Raw genomic sequence first — 18,785 nt, 5'->3', positions numbered from 1 at the left:
ATCGGAGCCCAAAGTCAGAGGGCGCGGGGTGCGTTTTCCAGAACCATGGAACCCAGCTCCTTGGCCAACCGGACAGCCCCCGGCTGGGCGTCCAGGTGCGAATTGGACACCGCCCCGTCATAGAGCAGGCGGATGCGCGCTGCGACATCTGCTGGATCGGCAAACCGAGCCTCTTCGCAGAGCGAGAGGATTGCGTCGGAAAGCCAACCGCGGAACGTTTTCAGGGCTTCAGCCTCGACGCTTCCCGGAAGGGCTTCTGCGTTGGCATTGGCAAACGGACAACCTTTGTACCCGGGCGAGGTCACCGCTTCGTGAAGGGAGTCAAAGATGGCCAGCAATTTCGCCGTGGGCTCGTCAAGCCCGGCCTGATGCCTGGCTATGCGTTCGCGCCGTTGACGGTCGCGACCCTCCAAGTAGGCGGCAACGAGATCGTCCTTGCCCGAAAAATTGTAGAAGAGCGAGCCCTTGGCTACGCCTGCCTCTTCGATGAGGCGGTCAATGCCAACGGTGTGGACACCCTCGGCATAAAACAACTTGTCTGCGGCGTCGAGGAGACGCTGCCGAGCCGGAAGTTTGGTGGAGGCCATGCACAAAGCATATCAGACAGATCTGTCTAAAATTTCTTGACTTTATTGCACAGATCTGTCTAACTGGCATTAGACCGTTCTGTCTAAGGAGTCTTCACTTGTCCCGTACATTGTCACCATCCCGCCCTACGCGGCCGCCCCGCACTTTTCCAGCCAAAACGGCTTTCCCCGGGCTTGCGTTGGTCTTCGCCGCATTCTTTTTCGCGGCCGGGGCACCCACGCCATTGCTCTCGCTCCGCCAACAGGAGTGGGGCTTTTCGGCCGGCACCCTTAGCCTTGCCTTCGCCATCTACGCAATAGGCCTGTTGGCAGCGCTGCTGGTGGGAGGCTCACTTTCGGATCACCTTGGCAGGCGCCCCGTCATGCTGATTGCGCTCTACACCGAGCTGATTGCCATGATCGCCTTCATGGTTGCATCCACCATTACCTGGGTAATCATCGCCCGGGCCCTCCAAGGAATCGCCACCGGCATTGCGACCGGCGCATTCAACGCAGCCATCGCAGAGCAGGCACCGTCCCACCTTAAGAAGCTCGCTGGCGGCCTTGCGGGCGCGTCGGTGGCTGGTGGTCTTGGCATTGGAGCCCTCATAACGGGCGCCGCGGTTCAGTTCACAGCGGACGCCAACCTGCTCATTTTCGCCATTCTCACCGGCGTAATGATCCTCGGCATCGTTTTTGTCAGCTTCACCTCCGAAACGGCAGTGAAACGCCCAGGTGCAGTCCGTTCCCTCACCCCGCGCCTGAGCATTCCCGGCAAAATACGCCGAGAGTTCGCCGCAGGCCTCCCCCTTCACATCGCCGGGTGGATGTTTCCAGCCTTCTTCCTTGGCCTCTCGCCAGTGCTGCTCCGGCTCCACTTTGCGCTGGACGGTGGCCTGGTGGCGGGTTTCACCGCTTTCCTTGGCCCGTTCTCAGCCGCGGTGGCAACCTTTGCATTTGGCCGCCATCCTGCCCGACACAGCTCACTGGCCGGGGTCTCCTTCATTCTGCTCGGGATCCTGGCGGTCCTCTTCGGAATCAATGCAACCTGGCTGCCCGCGGTCTGGATCGGGGCAGTACTGGGCGGAATTGGGTTCGGCGGATCGTTCGGTGGACAGATCCGGCTGATCGCACCGCACATTCAGCCGCATCAGCGCGCCGGCGTATTCGCCAGCATTTACGCGGCCGCTTACCTTGCCTTCAGTCTGCCAGTGATCATCGCCGGCCAACTCGCACCCGTGTGGGGCCTCGTGCCAACTTTGCTTGCATACGGAGTGACCCTCTCTGCCTTCGCTGCCGTGGGCATCGTCATCCAAGCGGTGCTGTTGAAGTCTGAGTCCACCCCCAAGCCTGCCCCGGCGCGTTCCACTGTGACGGCCAGCAGCCGGCCGGATTAGTACCTGCCGCCGACTTTGCGGGAGTACGACGGCGGGCGGCGGCTCATCAGCGCAACGCCGCCTGCCGCCGTCGAGCGTTCCAAGCCGGATGCTTCACGTCCGTTGACCGTCCGTTTCCGTTGACTGGCCGTTTCCGTTGACTCGCCGTTGCTGAGGGAGGACGCTGTGAGAAACCCGCCCTTGTGGAGGAGGAACCATGGATCCCCGGGAGGAATTCCTTGCATGGGCTGAACCTGCCCTGCATGCTGCGGAGGCCGCTCTTGTCACTGGGGACCCCTCGCGCCGCATTGAAATGTGGTCCCACCGGGAGCCAGTAAGCCTGTTTGGAGCAGTGGGCGTCTCCACCACAGGGTGGACCCAGCTGGAACCGACATTTCGGCGGGTAGCAGCCCGGCTTGCAGGAGGCCGAGACGTCACGTTGGACGTTATGGCGTTCGACGTCGTGGGAGACATGGCGTACACCGCCGCCATAGTCCGCTTCACCGGCACAATTGACGGAAGCGCTCCCCGCCCGTTCGCTCTTCGAGCCACCAGCGTCTTCCGACGCGAGGAAGGTGAATGGAAAGTCATCCACGAACACACCGACTTCGTCAGCCCGGAAGACACGCTGCCCAGCGACCCGTCCTAATCCTGCGAGGGCGCAACGACGGTCTTGGCAGCTGCCTGGGCCGTAATGGAACTGTCCGCCTTGGAGGGCATCGCGACGACGGCAATGACCGTAAGCACGGCACTCACCAGCACGGCCAGGAAGACAGCGGTGGAAGCGGACACCGTTGTTTGCGGATCGGGGCCGCCGCTGGGGCCGCCTGCGTAAATGGCATTGGCGATCGCACCGTAAACGGCCACACCAATCGAACTACCGATGGAACGGGCAAAAAGATTCGTGCCGGTGACTACCCCGCGTTCGTTCCATTCAACGCTCGACTGCGCCGCGATCAGGCTCGGCGTCGCGACCAACCCGAGTCCCAGGCCAACAATGAAGCAGGCCACGGCCACCAACAACACGTTGGGTGATGAGGCGGTGAGGGCAAGCACGGCAGCGCCGATGACCGTCACGGAAATACCGATCAAAGCCGTCCTTCGGAACCCGATCCGGAGGTAGAACCGGCCAGCCTGGGAAGCGCTGATTGGCCAGCCGATCGTCAAGGCTGCCAAAGCGAGTCCGGCAAACACCGGGGAAGTCGCCAGCGCTCCTTCGAGGAACGTTGGGACGTACGAGGTGAGACCAAGCATGGCTGCGCCGACGCCAAAGGAGATCAACGCCGTCGTCACCAGTAGCCGGCGGGAAACAACCCACGGTGGGAGGACAGGCTCAGCCGCCTTCCTTTCCACGAAGAGGAAGGCGATGAACACCAAGGCCCCGACGGCAAAGACCGTGATGCTTATGGAGGAGTTCCAAGGCCAGGCTTGGCCGCCCTCAAGCGCTCCCAGTATGAGCAGGCTTAGAGAGACCGTTAGGAGCCCTGCTCCCAGGTAGTCGACCCGGTGTTTCGTCCGCTCGACGTTCTCGTGGAATGTGCGGACCAGCATCCATCCCGCCAGAAGACACAGCGGGATGTTGATGAAGAAGATCCAGCGCCAGATGCCAAGCGAGGAAAAAATGCCACCCAGCGTCGGTCCCACCACGGAAGAAACGGCCCAGACGCTCGCGAGGTAGCCTTGGACTTTCGCCCGCTCAGCGAGTGTGTAAATATCCCCGGCGATAGTGATCGACACCGGCTGCACGGCTCCGGCGCCCAGGCCCTGAAGCACACGGAAAGCGATGAGGGCGGGCATGCTCCAAGCCAGCCCGCACAAGATGGAACCCAGGAGGAACAGGCCGATGCCGCTGAGGATGATCGGCTTGCGGCCTACGACGTCAGATAGTTTGGCGTAGACGGGCACGGAGACGGCCTGCGCCAACAGGTACGCCGAAAAGAGCCAGGGAAAAGACGTGAAACCGCCGATGTCATCCACAATCGATGGCACCGCCGTGGCAACTATCGTCGCATCAATGGCCACCAGCCCGGTCGAGAGCATTAGGGCAATGAGGATGGGTCCCCGACGGGAACGGAACCCGACTCCGTCGGCAGTAGTTTCTGTAGTCACTTATCCCGTCCCGTCGTGATCTCGGCGTGTTCGCGAACATAGCTTTCGGCCCCGAATGGCGTAACGGCGAGGGCCGCCGAAATAGTCCCGAGGCACGAACCGGAACGCCCTCCGTCGATCAGCGGAGGGCTGGCAATAACGACGGCGGGCCATCCGCTGGCTCCAACGTGGAACCAGGGGTGACCCGCCGTCGTCGTAAATTCAGAAAAATCTAGTCGTTGATCAGATCGTGAACCACGATGGTCTGGTCCCGGTCAGGGCCGACGCCGATGGCCGAGAAGCGCGTGCCGGAGAGTTTTTCCAAAGCCAGCACGTAGTTGCGGGCGTTCTCCGGAAGGTCTTCGAGCGTGCGGGCGCCCGTGATGTCCTCGGTCCAGCCGTCGAAGTACTCGAAGATCGGCACTGCGTGGTGGAACTCGGTCTGCGTCATGGGCATTTCGTCATGACGGACGCCGTCAACATCGTAGGCAACGCAAACCGGGATCTGCTCGATGCCCGTGAGGACGTCCAGCTTGGTCACGAAGTAGTCCGTGAAGCCGTTGACGCGGGAAGCATGGCGGGCAAGGACGGCGTCGTACCAACCGCAGCGGCGGGGACGGCCGGTGTTCACACCGAACTCGCCACCGGTCTTCTGCAGGTACACACCCATCTCGTCGAACAGTTCCGTGGGGAACGGGCCGGCGCCAACGCGGGTGGTGTAGGCCTTGATGATGCCGATGGAACGGGAAATCCGCGTGGGACCAATGCCCGAGCCAACGGAAGCACCGCCCGCCGTCGGGTTGGATGAGGTGACGAACGGGTACGTGCCGTGGTCAACGTCCAGGAACGTGGCCTGGCCACCTTCCATGAGTACAACCTTGCCCTCGTCCAACGCGTTGTTCAGCTCCAGCGTGCTGTCGATGACCAGCGGGCGCAGGCGCTCAGCGAAGGAGAGGAAGTACTCAACGATCTCATCCACCACGATGTCGCGGCGGTTGTAGACCTTGACCAGGAGTTCGTTCTTCTGGCGCAGCGAACCTTCCACCTTCTGGCGGAGGATGGATTCGTCGAACACGTCCTGGACGCGGATGCCCAGGCGGGCAACCTTGTCCATGTAAGCCGGCCCAATGCCACGACCCGTGGTACCGATGGCACGGCTGCCGAGGAAGCGCTCCGTGACCTTGTCCAGGACCTGGTGGTACGGCGCCACGAGATGCGCATTGGCCGAAACGCGCAGGCGGGACGTGTCCGCTCCACGGGCCTCAAGGCCGTCAATTTCCTGGAAGAGTGCCTCGAGGTTCACCACACAGCCATTGCCAATAATGGGAATGGCATTGGGGCTCAGAATGCCCGCGGGAAGGAGCTTCAGCTCATACTTCTCACCGCCAACCACCACGGTGTGCCCGGCGTTGTTACCGCCGTTGGGCTTGACCACGTAGTCAACACGGCCACCGAGCAGATCGGTAGCTTTGCCTTTGCCTTCGTCGCCCCACTGGGCTCCGACGATCACGATAGCGGGCATGGGATCCTCCCCCATTCTTTCGGGCGAGACCAAGCCGGATGGCCAGGACTCGACGCCGTACATGAGAATGCCCCGACCTACCGGTGCAGCCTGCCGCGGGCGGCGGCGTACGCAAGAGTTTCGGGGCTCTTACCAGCCAAGTTTAGCCGATGGGGCTTCAAACTCTGGCGTCAAGAAGCCTTCCGAGGACGTTTTGCCCAAGTTTTGGAGTACCCGGGATGACCATTCAGAGATTGGTGCAGGATCCTCCGATGCCGGCGACCAGGCCTGCATTGGCCCTGACCGACACGGGCGTGGACTTCCACCCGGCCGCTGAGATGTAGATATCCACTTGAAACTGCGTGTTGAATCCAAGAATGCCGCCGAGGAGTGTGGCCGGAATGTCCGTGGTGTAGCCGGCTGAAGAGCCAGTGGTATTCGCAGTTCCCGGATATCCCTGGAGTGTGGTCACGGTGGATCCTGCCGTGACCAGGTGAACGTCAATGACGGCGTCCGTCAGGTTTGGGTATGTGGCCGGGGGTTTCCAAAAGACCCTGACGTAAGCGCCGGCGCCGAGGAGCGTCGGGTGATATTCGCAAGGCCCATTCAACGTAGCCGGGGGAATCGTGATGGTCCCAAAGCTGCCCCTGCCGAATTCGCTCCGCTGCCAGGACGCATCGGTCATGGGCGGCGGGCTTGAGGCGGAGATGAGCAGGGACGGGAAGATCAGCAGGGACAAGGCTACTGCCACGGAACCGAGCCGACCGGGCCGCTTCTTCATGCCTGAGCACCCCGCAAGCGGGCAAGAGCGAAGCCTGTGGCTACCGCAAGCACGCCCAGCATCGCTGCGCCACCCAGCCTGGCGCCGGTATCGGCCAAGCCAATGGACGACGGCGGCCCGCCCGGACGTGCGGTGACCGCACCGGGGACGGAACCTCCAGCCGCGTCGCCCGAACCAAGAACGCCCAGCACAATCTGTGTGCGGCCACCTTGGAACTCTGCGGGAACGTCCTCCGCGAGCGCCGCGCTCACAAGGATGTGCGACCCGTTGGACCAGGTGCTGCCATCTTTCATGAGGTCGATCCTCAAGCCCTCGGCGAGATGCAGCCCCGTGGGCTCAAGCAAGCTCCGTTCACCGCTCGCGCACATGGCGCCGTTCCATGGCTGTTCACAGGAGCGCAACTGCACGCTGAGGTAGTCCCGGAGCCCCCTGGATTCACCATCCGGGCCTGCAGTTTCGGTCGGCTGGATCCACACTTCCAGCAAACCGGCGCCCTCACCCCGCGCATGCACGTCCACCGCCCAATCCGCTGTCCCACCAGGGGTGAGACGGTGCACCTCCCCGGTCGGACCGGCGTCGAGCTCCAACCAACCGGAAGGTCCTTCCTGCGCGTTGGCTGGTACGGCAGCACACAACAAGAGAGCAAGCAGCCCGGTAAGGGCCCCCAACCTAGGCAGCAGCATGTTGCCCTCTTTTGCGGCGCTGGCCGCGCCGGGATCCGCTTCGAGGCCACAGCACCCAACTCACCAGCGCCGCGACGCAGACCGTGGTTGCGCCCAACACCACCGGGTTGGCCGCTGCAGCCAGGGGATACGCCAGACCGGGGACGGACCAGAGCACAATCCGGACCCGCTCCACGACGTAGGGCGCCGGATCAGCCTCGGCGTTGGCGTCGCCTTTCATGGTGATAGTGCGGGCAGCTCCCTCCGCAGGCCCAACGCTCTGGATCCTGTGCGTGATGGGCAGCTTTCCGGGCCGGTCAACCGTAACAACGTCACCTGTTTTGATCTCGGCAGCCGGAATCTCGCGAACCACGGCCAGCGAACCTGCAGGGATAGTGGGAGACATGGAGCCGGTTTTAAACAGGATCAGGGTGATGTTGAACGCCACCGCGAGAACCACTGCGATAAGGCAGACAGCGCCGCCCGCGGCAGCCAGGTTCAGCAGCGTCTCCCGCAAGCGGCACTCAAACCGGCCAGGCCGGCTCATGAGCTTGAGGTGGCAGTAAACTGCCAGGTCGCGGTTGCTGTCTGCCCCTGCAGCGCATTGTTCGCGCCCGCCGGAAGCGACACTTCAAAGCAGAACTGCGTGGCTTCCCCGGGCAGGGTCGCAGTGGCCGCCGCCAGCGGATTAACGACGCCGACTGCCTGGCCCATGGTCAAGGGTTTGACGCCGTCGCTGCCCACCACGAAATCGGGGCTCCCAGTGAACGACGACGCCTGGCACGTGGTTGACCGCACGACCCGATACCGCAGCGCCGCACCCAGATCCGCAGTTCCAGTCCCGCTGCTGGTCACCACGGGAATCCCGAGCACCACCTCCCCCGCCACGGACTTTGCTTTGGTCCTGATAGCGAACGGCGCATAGAACACCGTGCCGGGGCTCATCGCGGTGGCATTGAACACCAAAGTGGCACCGGGTGAAACGTCGTTGGTGCTCCATGTCCCCAAGGCGTCATAAGGGCTGGTGACATTGGATTCAGTCTGGAAGACGCTTGCGCCGAATGAACTGCTTGCGAAGTCACTGTCCGTCCACGAAGCCAGGGTCACGGAGCTGCCAAGTCCCAATGCCAGGCCTCCCGCAAGCAGTGCACGGATGCGAAGAAGGACCACACCTCGCTTGGTCTTTGCTCGTCGATAGCCCATGGATCACTGCGATTGGGCGGCGAATTCCCAGGTGGTTGTCCCGGTTTGGGATTGGACAAGGCCCGCATCGGCGGTAATCCTGAAGCATAGATTTACCGGCGCCCCAGGGTCCGTGCCGGCTCCCTGCGCGAGCGCGAAAGTGATGCTGCCCGGCGTCGTACCCAACGTTTGGCCGGCCGTCACCAAAGTTGCCGTGACGGGTTCAGTACAGCCGAAGTCATCTGATTGGGTGAGGGAATATGTCAGGCCAGCCAGGGAACCGGTGGATGCTTTGGTTGAGACAGTGACAGTGGCGTCGTAGCTGGACGCAGCATCCAAGCGGACGGCGAATGGTGCGGTGACCACATCTCCGGGCGAGAGATTGGTGGGGCTGGCCGTAAAGCCAAGAGTTGCCGGGCCCGTCACAGGATTCTCGCCAAACGCCGTTCCATCCGTGCTGCCCTGAAGATTGAAGGTGCCCGCCGTAAACGTGCCTTTGGCAAATTCGGAGTCGTTCCACGCGGCCAATGTGATCGCCGCACCAATTCCGAGGACCAAACCACCCGCCAGGATCGCGCGGACCTTTGGAGCCTTGCCGGGACGCTGCCCTGATTCTGGTGACGCTTCTGTTGTTGCAACCACGTTTACCCCCGAGGTAGATGATGCGAATGATGCTCGATCGAAGACTCGTACCTGGCGTCGGAGGTTCCAGAATGGGTCCCCCAAAACCATTAGCCCCAACCCATCATCTGTGCAGGTCAAAGTCAACGACCCTGACCTGCACAGATGGGTTAATGTTCAAGCTCGACAACGCCCCGGAATCCGCCTCCCGCCGTCGAGACGTTCGCCACGCTGCCGGGCAACACGCCGCGTCTCATTTGGGGGCGCGCCGAAACAGGGTGCTCCCGCGCCCATAGTCCGGTAAGGTTAGTTAGCCCCCAACAGCACCCTTTGAGGTTCGGCAGCGGCATGCCCGCGGCCCCTTGGAAAGGTGCGCGCAGTAACACCTAGGAGACCAAACCCCTGATGCAAGACCTGGCGACTGAATCACCCGAAGAACTCCTCTGGAACCGCCGCTACGAACCCCACATCGCCGAGGTCAACGGTCTGTGCGATTCCCTGAAGGAACAGAAGCCAGGCAGCGAGGTCCTCTACATCGACCCCGCCCACAGCATGGATGACTGCCGCATCGTCAGCCTTTTCTCCAACCAGCGCACCAACACCGGCGAGGGTTTCATCACCCCCGGTGACGAAGAAGCAACCACCCGGATGCTCGGCATGCAGTGGCAGCTGGGTCTCCGCCCCGAACTCATGATGCCGTGGAACGCGTACCCCTGGATCGAGCCCAACGAGGAACCGGGCAAGCTGACGCCGGCCAACATCACCGAAGGCCTCAAGCCACTCCTTCGCTTGCTCGCGATCCTGCCGCGTACTTCAGCCCTTGTGGCACACGGCAATGAGGCACACCGCCTTGCCGACCAACTGATGAAGGCCGCCCCTGCCAGCATCGCCCGCCGCGGCTTCAAGACCTTCAAGGTCCGTTCCCTTGGTGGCCGCTCCTTCGCAGGCACACCCGCCCGCCAGCAGGAATACCTTGACGCCATCCATGGCGCCTACGCCGAGGCCATGGCGCGCACGGGCATCCCGCGCAAGGCTTAGCCTCCCCCTTCGTTGCGGGGCCCGCTCTGCGCCCTTGGGACACGCCCAGGCACGCAAAGCAGGCCCCACTACGCACTAACGACGGCGGCCCCCACCTTTTGGTGAGGGCCGCCGTCGTCGTTGGGGTGCTTGTGCTGGGAAGGTGAAGGCGTTAGCCGACCAGCATGCTGCGCAGGTCCCCGTCACGCACACGCCGCTGGTGGTTCCCCTGGGCCGCCCGCGCTTCGCACCCAACTGAGTCGCATTTGTGCGCGTTTAGAAGGCTTAAAACGCGCACAAATGCGACTTACTTGGGTGGGTAACGACGACGGCGACCCTCACCTTTTTGGTGAGGGCCGCCGTCGTCGTTTGCTTTAGTAGCGCAGGCGTTAACTGGCCTCGATCGCTGCCTTGGCCTTCGGGTCTGAGTCGTTCAGGAACTTCTCGATCCGCTCCGGCTCTTCGGCCTCGCCAATTGCAGCTGCGGCACGACCCAGTGCGTAGAGCGCCCGCAGGAAGCCCTGGTTGGGCTCGTGCTCCCACGGGATCGGTCCGACGCCGCGCCAACCGTTGCGGCGCAGCGAGTCCAGCCCCCGGTGATAGCCCACGCGGGCGTAAGCGTAGGAGTCGATGGTGCGGCCCTCAGCCCAGGCTTCCTCGGCCAGGATTGCCCACAGAAGGGACGACGTGGGGTTTTTCTCCACGAGGTCCAGCGCTTCCTTGCCGAGAGCCAGGTGCTGGTAAATCTCGGTTTCGGCGGGCAGGAGCGTGGGCTCCGGCCCCATCAGGTTCTTCCGGAATTCGTCGGACATTAGAAAGTCTTGCCGACCGATCCGAGCTGCTGGGCTGCTTCAACGATGCGCGCGGCCATGCCGGCTTCGGCGGAAGCGCCCCAGACGCGGGGGTCGTAGGTCTTCTTGTTGCCCATTTCGCCGTCGACCTTCAGGACGCCGTCGTAGTTGGAGAACATGTGGCCGGCAACCGGGCGGGTGAACGCGTACTGGGTGTCGGTGTCGATGTTCATCTTGATCACACCGTAGGAAACGGCGTCGGCAATTTCCTGCTCGGTGGAGCCCGAGCCGCCATGGAACACGAGGTCGAACGGGTTGTCCTTGCCGATCTTGGCGCCAACCTCGGACTGGATCTGCTTGAGCAGCTCGGGGCGGAGCTTGACGTTGCCCGGCTTGTATACGCCGTGCACGTTGCCGAAGGTCAGGGCGGTCAGGTAACGGCCGTTTTCGCCGGCACCCAGGGCCTCGATGGTAGCGAGAGCGTCTTCGGTGGTGGTGTAGAGCTTCTCGTTGATTTCGTTCTCAACGCCGTCTTCTTCGCCACCGACGGTGCCGATTTCGACCTCGAGGATGATCTTCGCGGCAGCTGCGCGCTCAAGCAGTTCGCGGCCGATGCGCAGGTTCTCGGAGAGGGTCTCGTGCGAGCCGTCCCACATGTGCGAGTTGAAGATGGGGTCCTTGCCGGCCTTGACGGCTTCCTCGGAAGCCGAGAGCAGCGGAAGAACGAAGTCTGCGAGCTTGTCCTGCGGACAGTGGTCCGTGTGCAGGGCGATGTTGACGTTGTAGTTCTTGGCAACTTCGCGGGCGAACGCGGCGAAACCGAGGGAACCGGCAACCATGTCCTTGACCGAAGCGCCGGACCAGTAGGCTGCGCCACCGGTGGAAACCTGGATGATGCCGTCGGATTCGGCCTCGGCGAAACCGCGGATCGCAGCGTTCAGAGTCTGCGACGACGTCACGTTGACCGCGGGGAAAGCGAATCCGCCAGCCTTTGCGCGGTCGATCATCTCGGAGTAAATCTCTGGGGTTGCAATGGGCATGGTGACTCCTATGCTGAATTCGTCTGTGGGTTGGTAACCCTGGAGTAGACCGCTTACGGCTAGCTCCCATCCTAGCGATATCCGCCGGGACGCCGTGTTTCGGGTCACTGGGGCTCTTAACACTTCCGCCGAGTTGGCATTTAATGACAATCCTGCGCGCTGACATTGGCATTAAGTGTCATCTCGCGCGCCAGCCACGGCTCTCCAATGCACGGCGTACCTTATGCACGACGGCGGGTCTGTCGCCTTGGAGGTCGTGCGTGGAGATCCGGACCTCCAGCCAGCCATGCGCGAGGGACCTTTCCTGGCGCTCGATGTCCCTAAGGTGCTGGTCCGCGCCGCCATGATGTTGGCCGTCGTATTGAAGGGAGACCTTGAACTCGCGGTAGGCGGCATCCGGCCACAGCACTGGCCGGCCAAGGGCATCGCGGACAACGTGGTTGAGTGTGGGTTCCGGCAGGTTCGCATTGACCAAGAGCAGGCGCATCAGCGTCTCCGGGGCAGAATCCGCCCCCACCCGGATGAGTTCCAGTGCTGCGCGGGCCGTCCGTACGCCACGCATGCCTGGATGGCGGCGGACGATCTCCGTCAGATCCTCGATGCTGCACAACGCTTCCTTGGGCACTGGGAAATCGGGGCCATGCGAACACACAAGGTGGTCACCGGCCACAACCAGGTCCTCCAAGGGCAGCAGCGCGGCCAAGTCCAACCACGTCCGCGCCGGCGAGGTGAGCCTGACGCCGTCGTACTCGACCACTTCTTCCGGAAGAAGCGTGAGGAGGTGTCCGGCCACGTTGACCCGCCGCGGAAAACTGAACCCCCTCCGCCGGGCCAGATGAATGCGCCAATCCCCGCTGCGGTTGCCTGGCAGGGGGACACCCCAAATCCGGGCGGCGGACAAGGAAACCAGGATTGAGGAATCGTCCAGGTCCGTGTAAGCCCTCAAGGCGGATGACCCGGAAGCGGCGGACACGGCCGGCATACGGACTCCCCGGGAAACCACCAATAAGTCCTTGGCACGTGTCCGGGACCGCGTAACGCCGGCTTTGTCCGATGCACGCACAGAGAAGGAACCCGTGGTCAGATGTTTCGGAAGTGTCGCCCTGCGCATGCCCCATTTTGGCTCCCCTGAGCGGCCTCCGGGAGGTTATCCACAGGCTGGCCACCCACGCACTCCGCGAGATGGCATTTGATGACAATCCGCGGCGCTTGGATTGTCATCAAATGCCATCTCGGCGGGAGGCTACGAGACCGGCTGCTGGAACACGTGCCGGCGGACCCACGCGTGCATCGCGATCGCCGCAGCCGAGGCGGCATTCATGGAACGCGTGGAGCCGAACTGCTCAATGGACAACGTAGCAACAGCGGCCTCATGGACCTCGGGTGTGAGGCCCGGGCCTTCCTGGCCAAACACAAGGACGCACTTCTCCGGGAGGTCGTAGGTCTCCAGCGGCACGGAATCCGGGAAGATATCGATGCCGATCACGGCAAGCCCCTCCCCCTGCGCCCACTGGACAAAGTCCTCGACAGTGGGGTGGTGGCGGACGTGCTGGTAGCGGTCTGTGACCATGGCCCCGCGACGGTTCCACCGGCGTCGACCAATGATGTGGACTTCTTTGGCGAGGAACGCGTTGGCTGTCCGCACAACCGTTCCGATGTTGAGGTCGTGCTGCCAGTTCTCGATCGCGATGTGGAATTCGTGCCGCTTGGAATCCAGGTCCGCGACGATCGCCTCGTGCTTCCAGTACCTGTATTGATCCACCACGTTGCGGCGGTCACCATCCCTCAACAGGTCCGGATCCCAGTGCTCGCCTACCGGCCACTCGCCTTCCCAGGGCCCGACGCCGACCTCCGGTTTCGCTTCAGCCTCGCCATCCGCTGTAGGAACCTCGGAAGTGGGCAGGGCTGTGTTGGGAGGAAGGTCAGTCACCCCTCAACTTTAGCCCTGCCCGGTCGGCGCCTCTTTGCCAAGGCGCCTCTTTGCCTCTTCGCCTCTTTGCCCGGCGCCTAGACCAACTTCCACTTGTTGATGCGGTACGAGTTGGCCAGCTGCTCCATCAGGCCAGGGTGGGCATCCCAGTAGGTTTTGTGCCCGCTAACGCCCAGCATCTGCGGAGTTCCCCATGGTGTCACCGAGAACAGGTTGACTGCCTGGATTTCTTCCCCACGCGCATTGGTGCAGGTGAAGCCGATGACCACGGCGGCGCCACGACGGAATTCGCGGATCTCGGGCATCGAGGTCTTGAAGTCCGAGGTGCACTTGTGGCCCACCAGGTTCTGGGGCAGCTCTGTGGCCGTCATGCCCTTGTAGCGGGCCTCAATATCTTCGATCGCAGCCTTGATCTCTTTCGGATCCTTGCCGAACTTGCCTTCGTCGGACTCGGCGAAGAACGCGTAAGCGAGGGCAATGCCGTCGCCGTCCGCCTCCACCGTGCCTTGGGCCTTCTTCTGGATCTCCTCACCCGTGGTGGGGTCCTTGGTGATCCCGAAGGATTCGTCGTGGGTCCACTCGGCCAGGTACTGGAAGGACGATTCGCCCGTGACCCACTTGCTGAACAGCGGGTCGCCGTCGGCGGGGACATTGGTTGGGCCGGCGAATTCTTCCCACACGCTGGGCAGCGGGATGGCACCCTCCGGAATCTCCGAGGAGGCGGTTGCGTCGGCTGAAGGCTCGTTGGACGGCTCGGCCGCTGCGTCGGACGCTTCGTCCGAGGCGCTGGTGGAAGGCACGGGCGTCTCCACGGCCACAGGTTTGGTCACCGAAGGAATCAACCATGCGAACACGACCACCAGCGCAATAATCACGACGACGGCGATCCCGCCGAGGATCAGGAACAGAGCCTTCTTGTTGTGGTCGCCCGGGCCCTGGCTGGGTCCCCCGGGCTGACCAGGGTAGCCGGGCTGGCCAGGGTAGCCGGGCTGACCGGGGTAGCCAGGCTGGCCGCTGGCTTGCTGGTCCGGGTATCCGGGCTGGCCAGGGTATCCGCTGCCCGGCGGCGGGAAACCGGGCTGACCCTGCTGCGCCTGTGGGTAGCGGTGCACCGTTTCGGCGAACTCGCCGTCAGGGTGGCCCTGCTCGGTTGGGAATTGCTGCGCGGGGAAAACCTGGGTCACTGCAGGTTGTGTGGGGAGAGCCTGGGTCTGACCGTCCTGCCCGGGCGCCACGGACTGAGCCGAAGGCGGCTCCTGTGCTTCCGGCCGATACATCGGCTGGGTCTGGCCCGGCTGATACTGCCGATACTGCTCCTGGCCGGTTTCGTAGCGCGGCTGCGGCACGCCGTCGGGATTGTACGGAGGCTGCGGCACTCCATTGTTGTTGCTCATGACAGGCCCTTTCAAACGTGTTGAGTACCGGCGTATCCGGGGATATCCGGTTGTCGATCCAGTGCTGGGGACCTGCTGACGTGCGGCGACACAAAAAATCCACCATGTCGATCCCCCGACCCACGGTGGTGGCACGCCTGTACCGGAACAAGCGTAGTTCAGTCCGTCGAGTAGCAGGCGAGTCACGGCGGTTTTCCACATGGGTAGAACTACCCACATAGAGGAATGCCTGGGATGTTTAGCTGCTCGAATAATGAAAGACTGGGAGGCAGTGCATGACCAACCCCAGCCGGAGGCAAATATGGCAGAAGAATCCACGCCCCACACGTCCGCATCGGTGTACCGGAACGGCCACGAAATCGAATGCTGGCTCACGGACATGGACGGCGTGCTGGTTCATGAAAACCAGGCAATTCCCGGTGCAGCCGAGCTCATCCAGCGCTGGGTGGATACGTCCAAGCGCTTCCTTGTCCTGACCAACAATTCCATCTTCACCCCGCGCGACCTCGCAGCCCGCCTCCGCGCCTCCGGGCTGGAAGTTCCGGAGGAGAACATCTGGACGTCGGCGCTGGCCACGGCCCAGTTCCTCAAGGACCAGGTCCAGTCTTCTGATTCCGGCAACCGCGCCTACACCATCGGCGAGGCCGGCCTCACCACCGCCCTGCACGAAGCCGGGTTCATCCTCACGGACACGGAACCTGACTTCGTGGTGCTCGGCGAAACCCGCACCTACTCCTTCGAAGCGATCACCATGGCTGTCCGCCACATCCTGGCCGGCGCCCGTTTCATCGCCACCAATCCCGATGCCACCGGCCCTTCCAAGGACGGCCCCATGCCGGCAACGGGCGCAATCGCTGCAATGATCACCAAGGCAACCGGCCGGGAACCGTACATCGTGGGCAAGCCGAACCCCATGATGTTCCGTTCGGCCATGAACCAGATCGACGCCCACTCGGAGACCACGGCCATGATCGGCGACCGCATGGACACCGATATCGTGGCAGGAATGGAAGCCGGGCTTCACACCGTCCTGGTGCTCAGTGGCATCACCCAACGCGAAGAAATCGTGTCCTTCCCGTTCCGGCCCAACCAGATCCTGAGCTCCGTGGCCGACCTCAAGAGCCAGATCTAAAGCCAAAGGAGTCCCGTCATGGCTGTGCTCAACCTCCGTCCTCTGGCCGGTGGCCGGATACTGAGGGGGAGCCAGCCGTTTGGCCTGGATGCTGCCGCGACATCGGGGTTCCTGGCGGAGCACGGCATCCAGGCAATCATGGACCTGCGCAGCGAGCTTGAGCGTTCCTTGGTTCCGTGGTTGGTTCCGAACGGGTCCTCTCGTTCGAACGCGACCAAGCCCGACGGCGGTGGCGGGTGGACTGACGACGGTCGCCGCAAGGAAACTGTCCTGAGAGTCGAGCTCATCCATAATCCGCTGGACCCGAACGCAGTGGCGGGGTCTCTGCAGGCAGTGGAGACTCCCGAGGATCTGGGGAATCTGTATCTGGGCTGGATCCGCGTCCGGCCGGAGTGGGTTGCCGATGCCCTGCGTCCTGTCGCGGAAGGCAAGCGCACGCTGGTTCATTGTTCGCTGGGCAAGGACCGGACCGGAGTGGTGTCGGCGATCGCGCTCATGGCCGCGGGCGAATCGGACGAGGCTGTGGTGAAGGATTACACGGCCACCACGCGCAACCTTCCCAACCTGCTGCAGGTCATGGCCGAGACGTGGCGGCTCCACGTCCCCTCCACACCCGCACAATATTTCAGCCCTGACCTCATGATCCTCCAGAGCCCGGAGGCGGCAATCCGGCATTTCCTGGTCGGCTTCGCACGGGAGTTCGGGGACGCCCGCGGCTTCCTGCGCGAGGCGGGCCTCACCGCCGTCGAGGTTGAAGCGCTTCGGGGTTGAATGAGAGCGGGGTTGAATGAGAGCCGGGTTGAATGAGAGCCGCAGCCCAGCAGGAAAATCCCCAGCAAAAACCTAGGCCGGCCGGATAACCCGTCCGTTGGGCTCCTGGTACGACGGCTCGTCAGGTGCAGGTGGCAGCGGCTCCAGCTCATTCTGGACACGCTCCAGCAGGGGCCGGTAAACGTCGGCGCTCCATTGAGGGCTGGCGTGCGCTGGCCGGGCACCCTCCGTGCTGAGCACCGGGAGCTTCATGTTCGCCGCGAAGACCTTGCTCCACCCCGCCCGCGCGGACTCATAATTGACCGTGTTGTCCTTGGCGTTGCCGAGGAATGCCATTTTGGCCGGGCCGATTTTGCCGGCTAAACGCAGGCCATCGAAGTGGTAGATATACGCGGACTCCGTCTGGATCAGCACGCTGGACGGGGCGATCGGCGAAAGCTGCTCCAGGCTTTGGTCCAGGATCTGCCGCCAGGTGCGTTCGTCCTTGTGCGCCACCCGCTCCCCCAGTTCATAGCCGCCGCGCAGGACTGAAGGGATGCGGAAGCCATTCTCATAAAGGAACACCACGCCGTCGAACCAGCTCTGGTCCAGCACATCAGCGCGGCTGAAGGGACTGGAATCGAGGACTATCAGCTGGGTCTGGACACCATGCAGCTCCAGCAGACGGGCGGCAACTTGCGTGGCGAGCATCCCACCGAAGCTGTGGCCATAGAAATACAGCTTCTCCAGCCCCAGCTCGCGCACGTGGAGAATGAGTTCCCGGACGATCTCATCAACGTCCAGGCCAAGGTTGGAATACCCGACGGCGGCAAGGCGGCCGCGCTGGTGAAGGGCAGGTCGCAGTGAGTTCAGGATCCACTGTGCCTCTTCCCAGCTGGTTTTGTATCCGGGAAAGAGGATCCAACTGGCCTTGGGAAAGTAGAGATCCGAGTAGGAATCCGGGACGCGGAGGATCTTTGTGGCCCGCCGCTCGGCCTGCACGCGACGGGTAAGCAGCATGTCTCCCGCCAACGCCAGCGAGACCACTGCAGTGATGAGGAAGTTACGGCGCGATGTTCGCTTTATCCGGGAAACATGGGGCAGGATCCGGGCCCAGGCAGCGGGATCGGCAGCGTCCTCTGGCCCGGATCCGGGCATGGCAGGGCCCCGGCCCGGGAGGTTTTCGTTCACCTCCGGCGGAGCCTGGAGCTTCCCTACTTGAACGTCCACGCAGCTAGCATAGGCTTCGCGGGCACTGCCTTACAGCCCCGTAGTTCGTGCACGGTTGTTGCCCCTAAAATACGCTTTTAGGGGCATCCCCCGTACACAAACTCCCTAGTTGAGGCCCAGTTCGTCCTTGCCGAAGGCAAAGAGGTAAGGCACGCCGGTTTCGGCTTCGATCTTCTCTTTGGCGCCGGTGTCACGGTCCACGATGACGGCGACGGCAACCACATTGCCGCCGGCCTTACGGACGCCCTCGACGGCGGTAAGTGCGGAGCCGCCGGTGGTGGACGTGTCCTCGAGGACAACCACGTTGCGGCCCTCAACCGAGGGACCTTCCACCTGGCGACCCATGCCGTACGACTTCTGGGCCTTGCGGACAACGAAAGCGTCCACGGCACGGCCGGCGTCGGCAGCGGCGTGCATGACAGCGGTACCCACGGGGTCGGCCCCCATGGTGAGTCCGCCAGCGCACTCAACCGGGATCCCGGCGTCGTCGATCATTGCCAACATGACCTGGCCCACCAGCTTGGAGGCCTCGTGGTGCAGGGTGATGCGGCGGAGGTCGATGTAGTAGTCAGCTTCCTTGCCGCTGGAGAGGATCACCTTTCCGCGGACCACCGCCAATTCTTTGATGAGTTCAAGAAGTCGGGCACGGGCAGTTGCAGTGTCTGCAGCGGGGGTACTGGTGGAAGTCATGGCTTCTATTCTACGTAAGGCACCGGGCCCGGCA

20 protein-coding genes are annotated in these 18,785 nt (G+C 63.1%); 5 read left to right on the top strand and 15 right to left on the bottom strand.

Annotated elements, in window-relative coordinates:
* Positions 1 to 14: 14 nt before the first annotated feature.
* A complete protein-coding gene (locus tag AC6I99_RS02675; protein ID WP_497960137.1) occupies positions 15 to 587 on the bottom strand; it encodes a TetR/AcrR family transcriptional regulator in 573 nt (190 codons plus the stop codon).
* A gap of 98 nt (positions 588 to 685) precedes the next feature.
* On the opposite strand from AC6I99_RS02675, the gene AC6I99_RS02670 reads away from it, so the two are divergent.
* Both AC6I99_RS02670 and AC6I99_RS02665 read left to right on the top strand, forming a co-directional pair.
* A complete protein-coding gene (locus AC6I99_RS02670; RefSeq protein WP_497960135.1) occupies positions 686 to 1,963 on the top strand; it encodes an MFS transporter in 1,278 nt (425 codons plus the stop codon).
* Between the two features lie 196 nt (positions 1,964 to 2,159).
* Positions 2,160 to 2,591, top strand: a complete 432-nt coding sequence (locus AC6I99_RS02665) for a YybH family protein (RefSeq protein WP_497960133.1) — start codon at positions 2,160 to 2,162, stop codon at positions 2,589 to 2,591.
* Here AC6I99_RS02665 and AC6I99_RS02660 read toward each other — a convergent pair.
* The 7 genes from AC6I99_RS02660 to AC6I99_RS02630 form a co-directional block, all read right to left on the bottom strand.
* On the bottom strand, positions 2,588 to 3,982 hold the full coding sequence (locus AC6I99_RS02660; RefSeq protein WP_497961911.1) for an MFS transporter: 1,395 nt from the start codon (positions 3,980 to 3,982) through the stop codon (positions 2,588 to 2,590). The two genes, AC6I99_RS02665 and AC6I99_RS02660, sit on opposite strands and share 4 nt — an antisense overlap.
* A 280-nt stretch (positions 3,983 to 4,262) precedes the next feature.
* Positions 4,263 to 5,552, bottom strand: a complete 1,290-nt coding sequence (locus tag AC6I99_RS02655) for an adenylosuccinate synthase (RefSeq protein WP_224094034.1) — start codon at positions 5,550 to 5,552, stop codon at positions 4,263 to 4,265.
* 226 nt (positions 5,553 to 5,778) lie between these two features.
* The gene (locus AC6I99_RS02650) at positions 5,779 to 6,312 is read right to left on the bottom strand and encodes a hypothetical protein (RefSeq protein WP_497960132.1); all 534 of its coding nucleotides are present in this window, start codon (positions 6,310 to 6,312) and stop codon (positions 5,779 to 5,781) included.
* Positions 6,309 to 6,995: a hypothetical protein gene (locus AC6I99_RS02645; protein WP_497960128.1), complete on the bottom strand. Its 687-nt coding sequence runs from the start codon at positions 6,993 to 6,995 to the stop codon at positions 6,309 to 6,311. The genes AC6I99_RS02650 and AC6I99_RS02645 overlap by 4 nt, the downstream gene beginning before the upstream one ends.
* Positions 6,982 to 7,521: a signal peptidase I gene (locus tag AC6I99_RS02640; RefSeq protein ID WP_497960127.1), complete on the bottom strand. Its 540-nt coding sequence runs from the start codon at positions 7,519 to 7,521 to the stop codon at positions 6,982 to 6,984. The genes AC6I99_RS02645 and AC6I99_RS02640 overlap by 14 nt, the downstream gene beginning before the upstream one ends.
* The gene (locus tag AC6I99_RS02635; protein WP_497960125.1) at positions 7,518 to 8,177 is read right to left on the bottom strand and encodes a SipW-dependent-type signal peptide-containing protein; all 660 of its coding nucleotides are present in this window, start codon (positions 8,175 to 8,177) and stop codon (positions 7,518 to 7,520) included. The genes AC6I99_RS02640 and AC6I99_RS02635 overlap by 4 nt, the downstream gene beginning before the upstream one ends.
* A 3-nt stretch (positions 8,178 to 8,180) precedes the next feature.
* Positions 8,181 to 8,798 carry a SipW-dependent-type signal peptide-containing protein gene (locus AC6I99_RS02630; RefSeq protein WP_497960123.1) on the bottom strand — a complete coding sequence of 206 codons (618 nt, stop codon included), beginning with the start codon at positions 8,796 to 8,798 and terminating at the stop codon, positions 8,181 to 8,183.
* Between the two features lie 384 nt (positions 8,799 to 9,182).
* On the opposite strand from AC6I99_RS02630, the gene AC6I99_RS02625 reads away from it, so the two are divergent.
* Positions 9,183 to 9,815, top strand: a complete 633-nt coding sequence (locus AC6I99_RS02625) for a uracil-DNA glycosylase family protein (RefSeq protein WP_224094028.1) — start codon at positions 9,183 to 9,185, stop codon at positions 9,813 to 9,815.
* A gap of 368 nt (positions 9,816 to 10,183) precedes the next feature.
* Here AC6I99_RS02625 and AC6I99_RS02620 read toward each other — a convergent pair whose 3' ends face one another.
* The 5 genes from AC6I99_RS02620 to AC6I99_RS02600 all read right to left on the bottom strand — a co-directional run bounded on the left by AC6I99_RS02620 (position 10,184) and on the right by AC6I99_RS02600 (position 14,949).
* On the bottom strand, positions 10,184 to 10,606 hold the full coding sequence (locus tag AC6I99_RS02620) for a DUF3151 domain-containing protein (protein ID WP_224094027.1): 423 nt from the start codon (positions 10,604 to 10,606) through the stop codon (positions 10,184 to 10,186).
* Positions 10,606 to 11,625 carry a class II fructose-bisphosphate aldolase gene (gene fbaA / locus AC6I99_RS02615; RefSeq protein WP_224166240.1) on the bottom strand — a complete coding sequence of 340 codons (1,020 nt, stop codon included), beginning with the start codon at positions 11,623 to 11,625 and terminating at the stop codon, positions 10,606 to 10,608. The genes AC6I99_RS02620 and fbaA overlap by 1 nt, the downstream gene beginning before the upstream one ends.
* 178 nt (positions 11,626 to 11,803) lie before the next feature.
* Positions 11,804 to 12,736 carry a putative endonuclease domain-containing protein gene (locus AC6I99_RS02610; RefSeq protein ID WP_497960121.1) on the bottom strand — a complete coding sequence of 311 codons (933 nt, stop codon included), beginning with the start codon at positions 12,734 to 12,736 and terminating at the stop codon, positions 11,804 to 11,806.
* 132 nt (positions 12,737 to 12,868) lie between these two features.
* Positions 12,869 to 13,555, bottom strand: a complete 687-nt coding sequence (locus tag AC6I99_RS02605) for a TrmH family RNA methyltransferase (protein WP_224094022.1) — start codon at positions 13,553 to 13,555, stop codon at positions 12,869 to 12,871.
* A 77-nt stretch (positions 13,556 to 13,632) separates the two neighbouring features.
* Positions 13,633 to 14,949 carry a hypothetical protein gene (locus AC6I99_RS02600; protein WP_497960119.1) on the bottom strand — a complete coding sequence of 439 codons (1,317 nt, stop codon included), beginning with the start codon at positions 14,947 to 14,949 and terminating at the stop codon, positions 13,633 to 13,635.
* Positions 14,950 to 15,250: 301 nt separating this feature from the next.
* Here AC6I99_RS02600 and AC6I99_RS02595 point away from each other — a divergent pair, with 301 nt between their 5' ends.
* Both AC6I99_RS02595 and AC6I99_RS02590 read left to right on the top strand, forming a co-directional pair.
* The gene (locus AC6I99_RS02595; protein ID WP_223935648.1) at positions 15,251 to 16,081 is read left to right on the top strand and encodes an HAD-IIA family hydrolase; all 831 of its coding nucleotides are present in this window, start codon (positions 15,251 to 15,253) and stop codon (positions 16,079 to 16,081) included.
* Positions 16,082 to 16,099: 18 nt separating this feature from the next.
* Positions 16,100 to 16,852 (top strand): tyrosine-protein phosphatase, encoded by a 753-nt coding sequence (locus AC6I99_RS02590; RefSeq protein WP_497946794.1) that lies wholly within the window; start codon positions 16,100 to 16,102, stop codon positions 16,850 to 16,852.
* A gap of 72 nt (positions 16,853 to 16,924) precedes the next feature.
* On the opposite strand, the gene AC6I99_RS02585 is transcribed toward AC6I99_RS02590, so the two are convergent.
* The gene (locus tag AC6I99_RS02585; protein WP_497946795.1) at positions 16,925 to 18,061 is read right to left on the bottom strand and encodes a thioesterase domain-containing protein; all 1,137 of its coding nucleotides are present in this window, start codon (positions 18,059 to 18,061) and stop codon (positions 16,925 to 16,927) included.
* Positions 18,062 to 18,166: 105 nt separating this feature from the next.
* Positions 18,167 to 18,751: an orotate phosphoribosyltransferase gene (gene pyrE, locus AC6I99_RS02580; RefSeq protein WP_216922127.1), complete on the bottom strand. Its 585-nt coding sequence runs from the start codon at positions 18,749 to 18,751 to the stop codon at positions 18,167 to 18,169.
* Positions 18,752 to 18,785: the final 34 nt, after the last annotated feature.

This window comes from Arthrobacter sp. TmtSoilC77 (assembly GCF_059739415.1).
The sequence above is the reverse complement of the archived record's forward strand: the minus strand, read 5'-3'. Positions and strand labels throughout refer to the sequence as shown.